We start from the raw sequence: 16177 nt of genomic DNA, 5'->3' as shown, positions 1-16177 counted from the left end.
TATATAGATTAAAGGAGGATGGCAATGGAAATTCGCATTGCAGAGAATTGTGGTTTTTGCTATGGTGTTAAGCGCGCGGTGGCTATGGCACAGAAAACAGCAGAGAATGATTTTACCAGTTATACATTGGGACCGATTATTCATAATCCGCAGGTAGTACAGTCCTTAGCCGATGACGGAGTGCGTGCCGTTAACAGTCTGGAGGAAATTCCGGATGGACAAGTAATTATTCGTTCCCATGGGGTAGGGCCTGCTATTTATAAAGAAGCAAAAGATAAAGGCTTAGATGTAGTCGATGCTACTTGTCCTCATGTAAAAAAAGCACAGCAAGATGCTAAGTCTGTTGTGGATGATAATATGACGTTGGTTATTTTGGGCGAAAAAAAGCATCCAGAGGTAATTAGCATTAATTTATGGGCTGGAAATAAAGGAATAATCGTTGAATCTGAAAAAGACGCCGAAATTATTCCTTTCGTGGAAAATATGGGGGTAGTTGTACAGACGACCTTTTCACAATTTAAGTTTCAAAGTATAATAGGTATATTAGAGAAAAAAACTAAGAATCTAAAGGTTTTCAAAACTATTTGCACGGCTACGCAGGAGCGTCAAAACTCGGCTGTAGAACTTGCGAAAGAAGTAAACCTTATGATTGTGATAGGTGGTAAAAATAGTGGCAATACAAATCGGCTGGCGGAAGTTTGCCGAGATGTAGGCTGTACCACATATCACATAGAGACCGCTGCTGAATTAGAAGTGGCCTGGTTCCAAGGGGTCCAAACAGTAGGGGTTACAGCCGGTGCATCGACACCCGACTGGATAATTAAGGAGGTCATTGAGACAATGAATGAATTTGAAGAATTATTAACTGCACAAGCAAACTGGGACGAAGATCTTAAGAAAGGATCTGTAGTAGAAGGTACTGTTGCACAGGTAGAAGATGAACGTGCATGGGTTTCTTTCGGTTATAAAACGGAAGCAATCTTGAATCGTACGGAAATCGCATATCCGGCACCGGCTTCCGCAAAAGATGTTCTTAAGGAAGGTGACCAGATTAAAGCGGTTATTATGAACCATATTAAAGAAGATAACCCGGTATATCTTTCTGTGACTCGTTTAGCTAAGGACGAAGATTGGCAGTATGTTATCGAAGCTCAGGAAAAAGATCAGCCAATCATTTGTAAAGGTATTGATGCAATTCCGGCAGGTCTTGTAGTAACTGTAAATTCCTTGCGCGGCTTCATTCCGTTGTCCCAAGGTGACGTATACTTCGTAAAATCTCTTGAAAATTTGGTAGGTACCGAATTTGAAGCTAAAGTACTTGAAATCGATGAAAAGAAAAACCGCTTAGTTCTTTCTCGTCGTGCTGTACTTGAAGTAGAACGTCAGGCTAAATTAGAAGAAGCCTTGAAGAAAATTGCTGTTGGTGAAAACTACAAAGGTGTGGTTCGTAAGATTATGCCGTACGGTGCTTTCGTTGATATCGGAGGCATTGAAGGTTTGCTTCATATTTCCGACATTTCCTGGCATAAGATTAAAAAGGTAGAAGATGTACTTTCCGTAGGTCAGGAAATCGAAGTTAAATTGCAGTCCTTCGATCCGGAAAGCCACAAACTTTCCTTGTCCTTAAAGGCTTTGACAAAGAGCCCATGGGATTTGGCCGAAGAAACTATTAGCGTTGGCGATGTTTTGACCGGTAAAGTTGTTCGTTTGGTAGCTTATGGTGCATTTGTTGCCGTTAACGACGATATCCAGGGTCTGCTTCATATTTCTCAGATTACTAAACAGAGAAATGCTAAAGTGGAAGATTACCTCAACCGTGGTCAGGAAGTAGAAGTTAAAGTAATTTCCTTCAGCAAAGACGAAAAGAAATTAGGTTTGGCTTTGACTGAGCTTATGGAACCTGTAGCTTCCTCTGAAGACGCAGAATAAGATACTAAGTGGGAGATGTGGCAATGAGACGTTGCCGTGTCTCCCTTTCTTTTGAAAAGGCTAGCCGTATAAATCGGTTGGTCTTTTTTCTTTATTGAATAAAGTGAAATATGGTACAATGAAATAGTTAATATATGAGTATTTGAGGTGAGGAGCATGGCAAAACCGTTAGTGGCAGTTGTCGGTCGTCCAAATGTAGGAAAGTCGACACTGTTTAATGCGATTGTAAATAAGAGAATTTCCATTGTGGAAGATATTCCTGGCGTTACTCGCGATCGTATTTATTTCGATGCAGAGTGGCTAAATAAAGAATTCACCATGATTGATACAGGCGGGATTGAATTTGTAACTGCTGGCAGTCATGTTATTCCAAAGATGATGCGTTTGCAGGCACAGCTTGCTATTGAAGAAGCAGATGTTATTTTATTTGTTGTAGATGGTAAGACAGGTATCGTACCGGCTGATGAGGAAGTGGCTAATATACTGCGCAGTAGTGGTAAGCCAGTTATTTTGGTGGTTAATAAAATTGATAGCCAGGCACAGGAAGCCAATATTTATGAATTTTATAACCTAGGTATTGGTGATCCTATCGGAATCTCGGCAAAAAATCTAATGAACCTTGGTGATTTGTTAGATGATGTGGTTAAAAATTTTCCCGATGCCGGGACTAGCGAGAGTGAAGAAGATACCATTCATGTGGCATTGATTGGGCGTCCTAATGTGGGCAAGTCATCTTTGACCAATGCATTGTTGGGTCAGGAGCGAGTGATTGTCAGCGATGTGGCCGGAACAACTCGTGATTCTATTGACACGCATTGGACACATGGCGATCAGAAGTTTGTGCTGATTGATACGGCAGGTATGCGACGTAAGGCAAAGATTGATGCTCCCGTAGAACGATATAGTATTGTACGCTCGCTTCGGTCGGTTGACCGCGCCGATGTAGTTGTCTTGGTTTTGGATGCTACGGATGGTGTAACTGAGCAGGATAAAAAAATTGCCGGTTATGCGCATGAGGCCGGTAAGGGCATGATTATTGTAGTAAACAAATGGGACCTTATCGAAAAGGATGACAAGACAACCAACAAGTTTACCGAAGATATTTATGATGAAATGGGCTTCCTCCAGTATGCCCCTATTTTGTTTGCTTCTGCATTAACAAAACAGCGTATTCACCGACTAGCGGATATGATTAAATTTGTATCTGAACAGCAACATATGCGTATTTCTACCAGTGTTCTTAATCAAGTATTATCTGATGCACAGTCAGTTAATCCGGTACCGTCAAGAAATGGGCGTGTGCCTAAAATTTATTATATGACACAGGCTAGCGTAAAACCGCCTACATTTATTCTTTTCGTCAATGAACCGGAGTTAATACATTTTTCGTATATGCGTTTCTTAGAAAATCGCCTTCGGGAATCGTTTGGATTTGAAGGAACGCCGATACGACTGATTTTACGCGGTAAGAAAGGAAATGACGACGAATGACGGACGTATTTTCTCCGTGGTTGACAGCAGTATTGGCTTATGTGGTTGGAAGTATTCCCAGTGGGCTGCTAATCGGTAAACTATTTTTTAATACTGATGTACGACTTTACGGTAGTAAAAATATAGGCGCTACTAATACGTATCGCGTGTTGGGCCTGAAAGCAGCGCTCCCTGTATTTATTTGTGACGCAGCAAAAGGAATGCTCGGTGTTTGGCTTATGGGACCGATACCAGAAAATATGCTTATTGGTGGTATTCTTGCCATGGTCGGTCATAACTGGTCTCTGTTTTTAGGGTTTAAAGGTGGTCGCGGCGTAGCTACTGGTCTAGGAGTATTGATTTTTCTTGTTCCGACTGTTTCGGCTATGTGTTTTGCCGTCTGGGCCATTATCGTTTATTTTACAAAGTTAGTGTCTTTGGGATCCATAGTAGCAGCAGCATTGGTGCCAATTCTGATGTGGGCATTTAATGCACCCTTGTGGTATATTGTCTTTGGTGCTGTGGCAGCACTGTTCGTTATTGTACGTCATCGGGAAAATATCGTTCGACTTCTGCAAGGCAAGGAATTAAAGGTAGTACGTACAAAGAGTGGTGACACAAAATGAAAGTGACTGTTATCGGAGCCGGTAGCTGGGGAACAGCACTGGCCTTGAAATCCCTGCAGGCTGGTAACGATACTATATTATATTGTCGACGCCCGGAACATGCGACGGCTATGCTCCGCTACCGCGAAAATCGAGAGTACTTAGCAGGTGTTACCTTACCGCCTACTTTAAAAATTAGTGATAATTGCAGACAAGCTGTTAACTTGGCAGATGTCATTTTGATTGTTACTCCTTCCGTATATGTGAGGAGTACTTTGATGGAAATCGTCACTTATATTCGAGAATCGGCGACAGTAGTATTGTGCTCTAAAGGTATTGAGCGCGAAACAGGGAAACGTTTGTCGCAGGTGGCTGATGAGATATTAGATAAGGTTACTGATAATATTGCTATTCTATCGGGACCAAATCATGCGGAAGAAGTTGGCCGCAATTTACCGGCGGCTACAGTGGTTGCAGCAAGACGGCTGGCTACAGCAGAAGTAGTCCAACGAGTATTGAATTCCGGCACATTCCGTGTCTATGTTAATGAAGACATGACCGGCGTGGAACTGGCAGCAACGACAAAGAATATTATTGCTTTAGCAACAGGCATTGCCGATGGTATGAAGTTGGGCGATAATGCAAAGGCTGCGCTTTTGACAAGAGGACTTCATGAGATGACGAAGTTAGGCATTGCTATGGGAGCTCGCCGAGAAACCTATGCCGGATTGGCGGGAATGGGTGACTTAATAGCCACTTGTATGAGTAAACACAGTCGTAATCGAGCGGCCGGACAAAAATTAGCAGATGGTATGACAATGGATGATATTGTGACGCATACCAATATGGTAGTGGAAGGATTTTTTGCAGTTGCTGCCGTGTACGAGAAAGCCGAACAGTTGGGCGTAGAACTACCGATTACTTCCTCTCTTTACGATGTGTTGTATCATCAAAAGGCACCGTCCGAAGCATTGTGGAGTCTCATGGCGCGGGATTTGAAGGATGAAATGAATATATAGTATGATGATTATACTTCGTGCTATTGTATTTTATGAAGAAAGCATTAGAAATAATGTAAGCCTACTTTTATTTTAATGAATTATATACTATACTAGTAGAAGGAATGTAGTCATAAAGAGGATATATGAGAATTATTGCCGGAACAGCCAAGGGGCATACAATAAAAGCTCCTAAGGGCCACGCGACACGTCCAACCCAGGATAGAGTGCGTGAGAGTATGTTTAATATATTGTCTAACTACGGCCTTTTTAATGCTACGGTATTAGATTTTTTTTCTGGTACCGGGGCATTGGCATTGGAAGCGTTAAGTCGCGGTGCGCGCAGTGCTGTCTGCGTTGATGTAGCGACGGCGAAGCTGATTAAGGAGAACGCCGTACACTGTCACCTAGAAGATCGTGTAGAGGTATGGTCGCATCCGCTAATGCTAGCTGTCAAACGCTTGCAAGGCCGTAATTTTGATTATATATTCGCAGATCCGCCTTACGAAAAGGGATTTGTTCAACAGACATTGGATGCTGTAATAGCAACGGATTTGTTAAAAAACGATGGAATGCTCGTCATTGAGCGCCACGAAAAGGAAGAACCGGTGTTACCCAAAGGTTGGCAGATTGTACGCGAACAGCGTTTTGGGTATACCAGGGTAACCTATATTAGGCGTGATGAGCTTGAAAGGAGTTAATACTGTGCGCATAGGCGTTTGCCCGGGGAGTTTTGATCCCGTGACTAACGGGCATGTTGATATTTTTGAACGTGCTAGCAAATTGGTGGATAAATTGGTGGTAGCTGTATTGGATAATCCCAATAAGCATTCGCTATTTACGATGGAAGAGCGAGTGGCACTGATTGAAGCGTCGGTAACACATATCCCGAATATCGAAGTAGATTGTGCCGGTGGATTATTAAACGAATATGTAAAATCCAAGGATAGCCATATTATTATTCGCGGTCTTCGCGCGCTTAGCGATTTTGAATATGAGTTCCAGCGTGCGTTGTTCTCTAAATTTTTGGATGATAACATAGAAACTATATTTATTATGACAAATAATAAATATTCTTTTGTCAGCTCAACAGGTATTCGCGAGTTGGCGAAGTTTAACGGCAAGCTGACAGGCTTAGTACCGCCTGTGGTAAAGGAAGCTTTGGAAGCAAAATTTAACGGTAAATGATGACACTAGGAGTGGAAAGAATGAAAACGGAAAAGCTGTTAGAAGATTTGGAAAACTTAATTGAAAATAGTGGTCGCATTCCGATGACGACCAAGCGTGTAATTGAAGAAGAAGATATCATGCGCATTCTTGACTCTATCAACGAATCCCTACCGTTGGAGCTGGAAGAATCTCGCCGCGTGGTAGCCGAAAAGGACAAGATTATGGCGGAAGCCCAGCGTCAAGCTGACACGCTGATTGCACAGGCAAAAGAATATATTGCTAAGCTGACAGAAGAAAGTGAGTTGGCTAAACAGGCGCAAGAATATGCTAACCAGACGATTACATTAGCTAATCAGTCTTCTAAGGAATTAAAGAATAGTTCTTTGCAGTATGCGTCGGATGTTCTTAAGTTCTTAGAAAATAATTTAGAAAAGGTATTGGAAAGCCTTCGTCAGGAACAGGAAAACTTAAAACAGTCCGGCCGTGAGCAGCAATAAATTAATAATGAAAGGCCCGTTGTACTATGATTCGTAGTGCAACGGGCCTTTTATTATTGTTGTATAACGTCTTCCTGAGGAATGAGCGGGTCTACATATAATGTTTTTTGATGTGTATAAATAACAAATCCCGGAGGAGAGGCAGGTGGCTTTTTAATATATTTTACTAACGTATAGTCAACCGGCACCTTGGAAGACTCTCTGGCTTTACTGAAGTAAGCAGCGTAACGAGCGGCTAGCTCCAAGAGTTCTTCAGTGGGTTCTCCATCACATTTTAAAATGACATGGGATCCCTGAGTATGTAAGGTATGAAACCATGTGTCAAAGGGTTTTGCCCAACGATGAGTAAGATAGTCATTTTGCTGATTGTTACGACCGATAATAAGCTCGCCCCCATCGAGATGGATGCGTATAAAATTATCTTTCGCCGGTTTGTACGGTAAAGGTTTTTTCGATTTTTTGATTAACCCTGCTGATTCGCATTCCGTGCGGATGGCCTGGACTTCATTACTCGTTGTAGCCAGTTCTAAACTGTAAAGAATGGACTGTAAATAGTCGATGCGAATACGGCTTTGTTCTAATTGATACCGACCACTCTTAGTGCGATTTTTTAACTTGGTATATAACTTGTAGTAGGATTGGGCATTTTCAACGATGCTTAGTTCCGGTGTAAGAGGAATAGTAATCGGTACAACCGGATCGATTAACACATTGTCAACGGTAATAGAAGCGGCGTAATGACTATCTTGATAGGCATTGATCATCAATAAATCACCATAGGCTTTATAGGTATCTGCTTTACTGGTATCGGACACTTCTGCTTCGATTTTACTGTGACGCAATTCTTCTTTTTTTATAGCTTGTGTAAGCAAACGTTCTAAATCGTGACCGGCGGTATGGATGGAGCCGGAGGCAGTTATATCTGTCTCTATCGCATAAGAAAGTGAGTCGTGAACAGTTTGTGATGCGGACTCATCGGTTGTGAGATAGGATAGGGGGATAGGTGATGCAATTTTTTTGCCTGAAGTCAATGTGTATTCATAGAGTACGTTGGCAGTAGCTAACTCACATCTCAGTGAGTATAGTGCTGTAGCTAATTGATCGATTGAATCTTCGGACAAGTTTCCCCATATATCCTTTTCATTTATTTTGGCACGGTAGCATACTTCGCGCAGTAATACGGGACCAAAACCATTGAAGAGTTTTCGTATTGTTTTGCCGACTGTATCATCCGGAAATGAATGTAATATACCTTTAATTTCTTTTTCGGAAAAATCAAAGATGCTTGTTCGCTCCGCGTTGGGAGGTAACTCATAAGGTTGCTTGGGGGAGACGGTACGTTCACGGTTCATAACCGGTGATACATGGATGAGTGACTCTAATACCACACCGTCTTGGACGAAAATACAGTTGGAGTATTTTCCCATAAGTTCTACGTAAATATGGGTAGCAACGAGTGTACCGTCTAAGGCTAATTTATCAGCCGTAATGTGGATGATACGATCACCATTTACTTGTTCGATGGACGTAAGACGAGCGCCTTCTATGTGTTTACGCAGAAACATACAAAGTGAGGTCGGCTCTTTAGGAATATCTGTTAAGTGATTGGCCATATATATGCTCGGTTTGGCACCGACGGTTATGATTAAATTACGATTGCCGTTATGCGTGTTTAAGCGAAACAGCAATGTTGTCTTATCTATCTGTAAGAGGCGTTGAATTTGACTGTTCACGATATGAGCTGCCAATTCTCTGACCAATACGGATAAAGTCAATCCGTCTAAATTCATTTTATCCTCTCCTTTCATACTAGCTAGTATATCATATTTATACCTTTTTTTAGGTGGTTATTAGTGTTAGAATAAATATTGATATTAAATGACCTATATGAGAGGATACGATAATGAATAGTATGACAGGCTTTGGCAGTGGCCGCGCTGCTAATGAACAATTGGATGTTACCATAGAGATGAAATCGGTAAATTCTCGGTATTGCGACATCATATGCAAAGTTCCTCGCTTATTTACCGCTGTAGAGGATGAGATACGGCGGATGGTGAAGGGATCATTGGCTCGAGGTAAGATAGAGGTGAGCATTTCTTATAAATCGGGGACAAAGGGACGGACTTTGACGGTGGACAGCGCATTAGTGCAAGAAGTTCGTCGTGCGTTGGTGCGGGAAGGTTTTTATGGATCCGAACAAGAAGTGCCCTTGTCGGCTGTTACGGCTGTTAGCAATGAATGTTTTTCCGTGGAAGAGGTGGACATAACACCGGATACGATTGCTATGTTGACCATGAAGGCTGCAGAGGAAGCGATAACAAATCTGCTAAAAATGAGGGCTAAGGAAGGTGAAGCGTTGCGCCTTGATATTGAAGCGCGTCTACAGACGCTGGAAAATATTGTTGAGGCCATCGATTGTCATAAAACTGATGTGCTAACGGCGTATGAAGAACGATTGCGCCGACGACTGGATGACATGTTATCTGCACTCGGCAAGACCGTTGATGAGGATAGAATACTGCAGGAAGTAGCCATTATGGCGGATAAAACAGATATTTCAGAAGAAATTGTACGATTCGGGTCTCATGTGGTACAATTAAGAAACACCCTCAATGATACGGAACCGATAGGCCGTAAATTGGATTTCCTCATTCAGGAAATGAATCGAGAAGTGAATACGATGGGCTCCAAGGGGGCGGACCTGTCGATTACGGATAGAGTAGTAGCATTGAAATGTGAACTTGAGAAGATACGAGAGCAGATACAAAATATCGAGTAAGTCCCAAAGATAAGGAGTTGGAGTATGGGTACGAAACTGCTAAATATCGGTTTTGGTAATATGGTGTCCGCTTCACGGTTGGTGGCTATTATCAGTCCTGACTCGGCACCGATTAAAAGAATGATACAGGATGCACGGGATAAAAGCATTCTTATTGATGCTACATACGGTCGTAAAACGCGGGCTGTTTTAGTAATGGACAGCGGACAAATTGTATTGTCTGCTATTCAACCGGAAACAGTGGCTCATCGTGTAGTGCAGCATACGGAAGAAACAGTGGAGGGATGATAGGCAAATGACGGAGAAGGGAATTTTAATCGTGCTTTCCGGTCCGTCCGGAGCGGGTAAAGGCACAATTTGTGCGGCGCTTCGCAAGGAGATGCCGAATCTGGTGTACTCTGTGTCAATGACAACACGGGCGCCACGGGTGGGAGAAGAGGAAGGTATTAGCTACTTTTTCCGCACTAAAGAAGAATTTAAAGAACTTATCGCAGAGGATGCGTTCTTGGAATATGCACAGGTATATGATAACTACTACGGGACACCGAAGAGTCATGTTATGAAGTTGCTCGAGGAAGGTAAAAGTGTTATCCTAGAGATTGATATTCAAGGTGCAATGCAGGTAAAAGATCGTTTCAGTGATGCTGTGTTTATCTATATTGTTCCGCCTTCCTTGGATATTTTGTCGAATCGGTTGCGCGATCGTGGCACCGATGCGACGGATGTTATTAACAAGCGATTGTCAAAGGCTAGTTCTGAATTAGCTTTAGCGCACCGTTACGACTATATTGTAGTAAATGATGTATTAGAGGATGCTGTGGAAAAAGTGGCCTCTATTTTACGCGCAGAAACGTGTAAGATAAAACGCAATAAAGAAAAGATTCAGGATATTTACAAAAATTATACGAATGACTAACCGTGTAGGTAATTTATGGAAGAGGTGTTGCAGTTATGATGGTAAAACCGCTATTAAAGGATTTGGAAAAACATGTGGATAGTAAATATACGTTAGTTACATTGGCGGCTAAACGCGCACGGGAATTGACCGATGGCGATCCGGCTCTGGTGAATGATGTAGATTCCGATAAACCGGTTTCTGTAGCGTTACATGAAATCGCAGAAAATAAAATCGGGTTTGCCCGCATTAAGGATGGCATTAAATAAGAACGTTATAAATACCGGTATCATACCGGTATTTTCTATAGGAGCAGAGGCGATGAAGAACAAGCATATTATTGTAGGGGTATCGGGAGGAATTGCAGCTTATAAAGCTGTGGAAGTAGTAAGTCGTTTGCGTAAGTTAGGAGCGGAAGTAAAGGTAGTGATGACGGAAAATGCTACTAAATTTGTTTCTCCTATGACCTTCGGCGAGATTAGTGGGCATCCGGTAGCTGTAAAGATGTTTGAAGATGTTCATGATTGGAATGTCGAACACATTGCGTTGGCTACATGGGCAGATGCTTATGTAGTGGCTCCGGCAACAGCTAATGTAATCGGTAAAATCGCCTCCGGTATTGCGGACGATATGTTAACTACGCAAATTATGGCTACACAGGCACCGGTCTTTCTTTGTCCGGCTATGAATACAAATATGTATTTGAATCCAATTACGCAACGCAATATGAACACATTGCGTCAATTGGGGTACCATATATTAGAAGCTGCCAGCGGATCGTTGGCTTGCGGAACCAGTGGTATTGGTCGATTACCGGAACCGGTGGATATTGTGAAATGGTTACAATTTCATCTTATGAAAACAGATTTGTTAAAAGGGAAAACTGTGGTTGTAACAGCCGGTGGCACACAGGAAGCTATTGATCCGGTACGATTCATTAGCAATAAATCCAGCGGAAAAATGGGATATGCTATTGCCGAACAGGCTGCGTTAGCCGGTGCGCGTACAATCTTGGTATCGGCGCCGACTCATCTTGAGGTTCCGTATGGTGTGCAGTTTGTGCCTGTTCAGTCGGCCTGTGATATGCAGCAACAGGTAGAAGCAGTATATGAAGAGTGTGATGCGGTTATTATGGCAGCCGCAGTGGCGGATTTCCGCGTGGCTGAGGCAGCAGAGCAAAAGATAAAAAAGATGGAGCATATGTCTTTGGATTTGGTAAAAAATCCGGATATCTTAAAGGGGCTGGGAGAGAAGAAAACGCATCAAAAGCTTATTGGTTTTGCAGCAGAAACTAATGACGTTATCGAATACGGCCGTGCAAAAGTGCGTAATAAAAACTTAGATATGCTTGTAGCCAATGATGTAAGTAAGGAAAATGCCGGCTTTAATGTGGATACTAATGAAGTTACATTTATTTATCCCGGTGAGCAGATTACTAATCTGCCACTTATGAGTAAGCAAGATGTGGCAAAGCGAATTATTGCAGCCGTAGCTGAATTATAGTAAAAAGATATATTACATTGTGGCCTTGGCAGAATCATACTTTTGTAGTATAATATGCGAGGTAACAAAAGTTACTACAGTTAAATTAGAAATGATATGACTCATCAAGAGTAGTGGAGGGAAAGGCCCAATGAAGCTACAGCAACCATTCTGTGAAGAAAAGGTGCTAATTCCGACGGTAACAGCCGAAAGATGGGGTTTAGGTTCCTCATCTTATTGATGAGGAATTTTTTTTGTTGGAGGTAAGATGAATGGCTGAAAAACACGTATTTTTCACGTCCGAATCCGTTACGGAAGGTCATCCTGATAAAATCGCTGACCAGATTTCCGATGCGGTATTGGATGCTATTTTAGCTAAAGATCCGACTGCGCATGTTGCTTGCGAAACGTTGGTAACAACCGGACAGGTACATGTAGTAGGTGAAATTTCTACAAATTGCTATGTGGACATTAATCATATTGTTCGTGAAACAATCCGTGAAATTGGATATACTCGCGCTAAATTTGGATTTGACTGCGATACTTGCGGCGTTAATGTAGCTATTGACGAACAATCCGCCGATATTGCCATGGGTGTTGATGAAGCTTTGGAAACCCGCCAAGGCGGTCAGGATAAGTTTGATAAAATTGGTGCCGGCGACCAAGGTATGATGTTCGGTTATGCAACTAATGAAACCGAAGAATTCATGCCGATGCCGATTGCGTTGGCTCATCGTTTGTCTCGTCAGTTGACGAAGGTGCGCAAAGACGGAACTCTTAATTATCTTCGTCCGGATGGTAAAACGCAGGTAACTGTTGAATATGTTGACGGTGTACCGAAGCGCATTGAAACAATCGTAATTTCTACGCAGCACGGTCCGGAAGTAACGCGCGAACAGATTGAAGCAGATTTGAAGAAGTATGTAATTGCCCCGGTATTGCCGGAAAGCTTTGTTGATGAAAATACGAAATTCTTTATTAACCCGACGGGACGTTTTGTTATTGGCGGACCGCAGGGGGATGCAGGATTGACAGGTCGTAAGATTATTGTTGATACCTATGGCGGTATGGCTCGTCACGGTGGCGGTGCTTTCTCCGGTAAGGATCCTACAAAGGTTGACCGTAGTGCTGCTTATGCGGCTCGTTATGTGGCAAAGAATATCGTTGCTGCCGGTTTGGCAGATAAATGCGAAATTCAGATTGCCTATGCTATCGGTGTAGCACAGCCGGTTTCCATCATGGTAGAAACGTTTGGTACCGGTAAAATTTCCGAAGAACGCATTGGAGAATTGGTGCGCAAACATTTTGACCTTCGCCCGGCAGGGATTATCGAAATGCTTAACTTGCTTCGCCCGATTTATCGTCAGACGGCGGCATACGGTCACTTCGGTCGTACCGATATCGATCTTCCTTGGGAAGAAACTGACAAAGCGGATATCCTTCGTCAGGAAGCAGGACTTTAATTGGATAGCTTGAGGATTGATTCATAAACCTTAAGTGAAGATGTAATAATGGATGCTTTTACCTTCTTGTAATATAGAGAATGGTGAGGCATCCATTTTTCAATTACTAACGGAAATGGTATAATCAAAAGAAGTGACTAAGGAGGTGCTACGGTGCGATTAGCAGAAGTTATTGTCAATAGACCGGCTAAACAGTTGAACAAGCCGTTTACTTATGAAGTGCCGGATGCACTTGGCGTGGTACCGGTTGGGACGCGGGTTGTCATACCATTGGGGCGCGGTAAAGAAGAGGGGATTATTGTTGGTTATGCGCCTGAAAGAGTGGCTCTTAATTTTACGGTTAAGCCTATTCTCTCCGTACTCGATAAAACACCTTGGTTTACACCGGAGATGCTGGCTACCGCCAAAAGGCTCAGCCATTATTATCTTTGCTCCTATCCTGATGCACTTCGCTTATTTACTATTGATAAAAAAGAATTAAAAAGCTATGAGCGCCCTAAGGTAGCCTGGTTATATCCCGAATCATTTCTTACCGTGGAATCCATACCGGCTCGAAAAAAGAGACAACGTGAAGCAGTGGCGTATTTATTGTCCGTTGGCGGTGCCTCCTATGATATGCTTAAAGAGCAAGGATTCTCATTACCTATCATTAAACAGGTTTCAGAGCTTAGAGGGGTGCGACGTGAAGAAAAATATCGACACACGTACACGAATTACGATGCTCGAGAAATACCGGATATACCGTTAACAAATGCACAAGAAAAGGTGTACGCACCGGTTCATGATGCGATTATTCATCGGAGATTTAGTCCGTTTTTACTTCACGGGGTAACAGGTAGCGGTAAGACACAAGTATATATAAAGGCAGCAGCAGCATGTATAGCGGAAAATCGTATAGCCGTTATTTTAGTGCCGGAGATTATGTTGACGGATCAAATCGTTACTCGTTTTGTGGAAGCTTTCGGTGATGAAGTAGTTGTTTTTCATAGTAAGCTGACAATCAGCGAGCGCTATAATAATTGGGAGCGATTACGTCGTAAGGATAGTCATATCATTATCGGCGCACGTTCAGCGGTATTTGCACCGACTGATGATATCGGCCTTATCGTAGTTGATGAAGAACACGATGGATCATATAAGCAAGAAGACATGGTTAGATATCATGCGCGGCAGGTTGCTTTATGGCGCGCAGAAAGCAACCGCTGTCCTGTTATTTTAGGATCGGCCACGCCGTCGGTAGATTCATATTATAAGGCTAAGAAGGGAATCTACACGTTGTTGGAGTTGCCGGAACGTATTCATCATCAGCCGTTGCCAACAGTGTTGTTAGTGGATATGAAAGAAGAATTACTTCATGGAAACTACTCTGTATTTTCCGATGCTATGACGGATCTCATTCAACGCACATTAGAAAAAAAGGAACAGATGATTATGCTCCTTAATCGGCGGGGTTACAGTACCTTTGTTATGTGTCGCGAGTGCGGTGAACCGGTGAACTGTCCGCATTGCGATGTATCGTTGGTATATCATAGGGCAAATGAAGCCTTACGATGTCATTATTGTGAATACCATGCACCGGTACCTGAGGTGTGTCCTAAATGTGGTAGCAGGAAAATCAAATTTTTTGGATCCGGCACGCAGCGAGTGGAGGAGGAATTGGCAAAACGATTTCCCCGGGCACGCATTGCAAGGCTGGATCAGGATGTAGCAGCGAAAAAAGGACGTGGCGAAGATGTGTTGCACGGTTTTGCTGCTGGTGAGTATGATATTTTATTAGGTACTCAAATGGTAGCTAAAGGTCACGACTTTGAAGGTGTTACGGCTGTTGGCATTTTGACAGCGGATTCTGTATTGAATATACCGCTTTATACGGCGGCTGAAAGAACATTTGATTTATTGACGCAAGCAGCGGGACGAGCCGGTCGCGGAAAATCGGAAGGGCATGTGGTAATTCAAACTTACAATCCACTGCATTATGCTATAATAAAGAGTAAGGCCCACGACTACAAAGGGTTTTATAAGGAAGAAATCGAGGCGCGTGAAGCGTTGGGGTATCCACCGTGTGGCGAGATGATTCATTTCCGTATGCAGCATGAAAAAAAAGATAAAGCAATGCAGATAGCAACGGCTATTGTAGAAGAGCTTAGTAAAGTGTTTGACAATGATGTTGAAGTACTGGGACCATACGAAGAAGGTGTTAATCGAGTACGCAATCTGTATCGCATATCGGTTATGATACGCGGAGATACCTTATCAGATGTAAAAAAATATATTTATCATTCTTGGATATTTACGCAAGATGGGTTAGCTATTGATGTGGACCCGATGTAACGGAGGTTATATGGCAGTATTAGAAGTAATTAAAGCAGGACATCCGGTGTTAAAGCAGGTGGCAACACCAGTGGAATTTGTGAATAAGAAGATTCGTCAGCTGTTGGACGATATGGCGGAAACTATGTATGCATCCGACGGTGTAGGGTTGGCAGCACCGCAGGTAGGTGTGTCACAGAGAATGTTGGTATTGGATGACGGTAACGGTTTACAAGAGTTCATTAATCCTGAAATTGTAAAAGCTGACGGTGAACAAATTGGATTAGAAGGATGCCTTAGCGTGCCAGGTTATTTTGGTGATGTAAAACGGTATAATTTTGTGGAAGTACATTATATTGACCGTCACAATAAGAAGAAAAAAATTAAAGCTGAAGGATTTTTAGCCCGCATTTTACAACATGAAATTGATCACTTAAATGGTATTTTGTTCGTGGAACGTCTGGAAAAAGTATATGTGGCAAAAGATCAAGCAAGTCAGATAGAGGAAGCGGCCAACGAGGCAGCTGAGGAAACAAAAACATCGATGACGACTTCTGTATAGGTCATAAGGAGAAG

16 protein-coding genes and 1 riboswitch are annotated in these 16177 nt (G+C 42.6%); of the genes, 15 read left to right on the top strand and 1 reads right to left on the bottom strand.

Translation table 11 applies throughout. From position 1 onward, the window contains the following. The first annotated feature begins 24 nt into the window (after positions 1–24). From G344_RS0109765 to G344_RS0109735, 7 genes are all read left to right on the top strand, one after another. Positions 25–1929, top strand: a complete 1905-nt coding sequence (locus G344_RS0109765) for a bifunctional 4-hydroxy-3-methylbut-2-enyl diphosphate reductase/30S ribosomal protein S1 (protein WP_028256056.1) — start codon at positions 25–27, stop codon at positions 1927–1929. Positions 1930–2085: 156 nt separating this feature from the next. Then, entirely contained in the window at positions 2086–3420 is a 1335-nt protein-coding gene (gene der / locus G344_RS0109760; RefSeq protein WP_028256055.1) for a ribosome biogenesis GTPase Der, read from the top strand. Then, entirely contained in the window at positions 3417–4025 is a 609-nt protein-coding gene (gene plsY / locus G344_RS0109755; RefSeq protein WP_028256054.1) for a glycerol-3-phosphate 1-O-acyltransferase PlsY, read from the top strand. Before der ends, plsY begins: the two co-directional genes overlap by 4 nt. Beyond that, positions 4022–5023, top strand: coding sequence for an NAD(P)H-dependent glycerol-3-phosphate dehydrogenase (locus tag G344_RS0109750; RefSeq protein WP_028256053.1), 1002 nt, complete (start codon positions 4022–4024; stop codon positions 5021–5023). The genes plsY and G344_RS0109750 overlap by 4 nt, the downstream gene beginning before the upstream one ends. 125 nt (positions 5024–5148) lie before the next feature. After that, positions 5149–5703 carry a 16S rRNA (guanine(966)-N(2))-methyltransferase RsmD gene (gene rsmD / locus G344_RS0109745; RefSeq protein ID WP_028256052.1) on the top strand — a complete coding sequence of 185 codons (555 nt, stop codon included), beginning with the start codon at positions 5149–5151 and terminating at the stop codon, positions 5701–5703. Between the two features lie 4 nt (positions 5704–5707). After that, positions 5708–6190, top strand: a complete 483-nt coding sequence (coaD, locus tag G344_RS0109740; RefSeq protein ID WP_028256051.1) for a pantetheine-phosphate adenylyltransferase — start codon at positions 5708–5710, stop codon at positions 6188–6190. Positions 6191–6210: 20 nt separating this feature from the next. After that, complete coding sequence (locus G344_RS0109735; RefSeq protein WP_028256050.1) at positions 6211–6669, top strand: hypothetical protein; 459 nt, start codon at positions 6211–6213, stop codon at positions 6667–6669. 53 nt (positions 6670–6722) lie between these two features. Here the strand turns inward: G344_RS0109735 and G344_RS0109730 are convergent, their stop codons facing one another. Continuing rightward, complete coding sequence (locus tag G344_RS0109730) at positions 6723–8459, bottom strand: Rqc2 family fibronectin-binding protein (RefSeq protein ID WP_028256049.1); 1737 nt, start codon at positions 8457–8459, stop codon at positions 6723–6725. A 113-nt stretch (positions 8460–8572) separates the two neighbouring features. Between G344_RS0109730 and G344_RS0109725 the strand changes: the two genes are divergently transcribed. The 8 genes from G344_RS0109725 to def all read left to right on the top strand — a co-directional run bounded on the left by G344_RS0109725 (position 8573) and on the right by def (position 16163). Then, positions 8573–9451 (top strand): YicC/YloC family endoribonuclease, encoded by an 879-nt coding sequence (locus tag G344_RS0109725; RefSeq protein WP_028256048.1) that lies wholly within the window; start codon positions 8573–8575, stop codon positions 9449–9451. A gap of 24 nt (positions 9452–9475) precedes the next feature. Continuing rightward, entirely contained in the window at positions 9476–9739 is a 264-nt protein-coding gene (gene remA / locus G344_RS0109720; protein WP_028256047.1) for an extracellular matrix/biofilm regulator RemA, read from the top strand. 7 nt (positions 9740–9746) lie between these two features. After that, positions 9747–10367 (top strand): guanylate kinase, encoded by a 621-nt coding sequence (gene gmk / locus G344_RS0109715; RefSeq protein WP_028256046.1) that lies wholly within the window; start codon positions 9747–9749, stop codon positions 10365–10367. Between the two features lie 35 nt (positions 10368–10402). Next, positions 10403–10615 carry a DNA-directed RNA polymerase subunit omega gene (rpoZ, locus tag G344_RS0109710; RefSeq protein ID WP_028256045.1) on the top strand — a complete coding sequence of 71 codons (213 nt, stop codon included), beginning with the start codon at positions 10403–10405 and terminating at the stop codon, positions 10613–10615. 52 nt (positions 10616–10667) lie between these two features. Continuing rightward, entirely contained in the window at positions 10668–11849 is a 1182-nt protein-coding gene (coaBC, locus tag G344_RS0109705) for a bifunctional phosphopantothenoylcysteine decarboxylase/phosphopantothenate--cysteine ligase CoaBC (protein WP_028256044.1), read from the top strand. 98 nt (positions 11850–11947) lie between these two features. Further along, positions 11948–12048: riboswitch (SAM riboswitch) on the top strand. A 52-nt stretch (positions 12049–12100) separates the two neighbouring features. Beyond that, entirely contained in the window at positions 12101–13291 is a 1191-nt protein-coding gene (gene metK / locus G344_RS0109700; RefSeq protein ID WP_028256043.1) for a methionine adenosyltransferase, read from the top strand. A gap of 153 nt (positions 13292–13444) precedes the next feature. After that, entirely contained in the window at positions 13445–15622 is a 2178-nt protein-coding gene (gene priA, locus G344_RS0109695; RefSeq protein ID WP_028256042.1) for a replication restart helicase PriA, read from the top strand. Between the two features lie 10 nt (positions 15623–15632). Further along, positions 15633–16163: a peptide deformylase gene (gene def / locus G344_RS11265; protein WP_051245903.1), complete on the top strand. Its 531-nt coding sequence runs from the start codon at positions 15633–15635 to the stop codon at positions 16161–16163. Positions 16164–16177: the final 14 nt, after the last annotated feature.

The sequence above is a fragment of the Veillonella magna DSM 19857 genome (assembly GCF_000428745.1).
In the GTDB taxonomy this organism is placed as follows: domain Bacteria; phylum Bacillota; class Negativicutes; order Veillonellales; family Veillonellaceae; genus Veillonella_A; species Veillonella_A magna.
The sequence above is the reverse complement of the archived record's forward strand: the minus strand, read 5'-3'. Positions and strand labels throughout refer to the sequence as shown.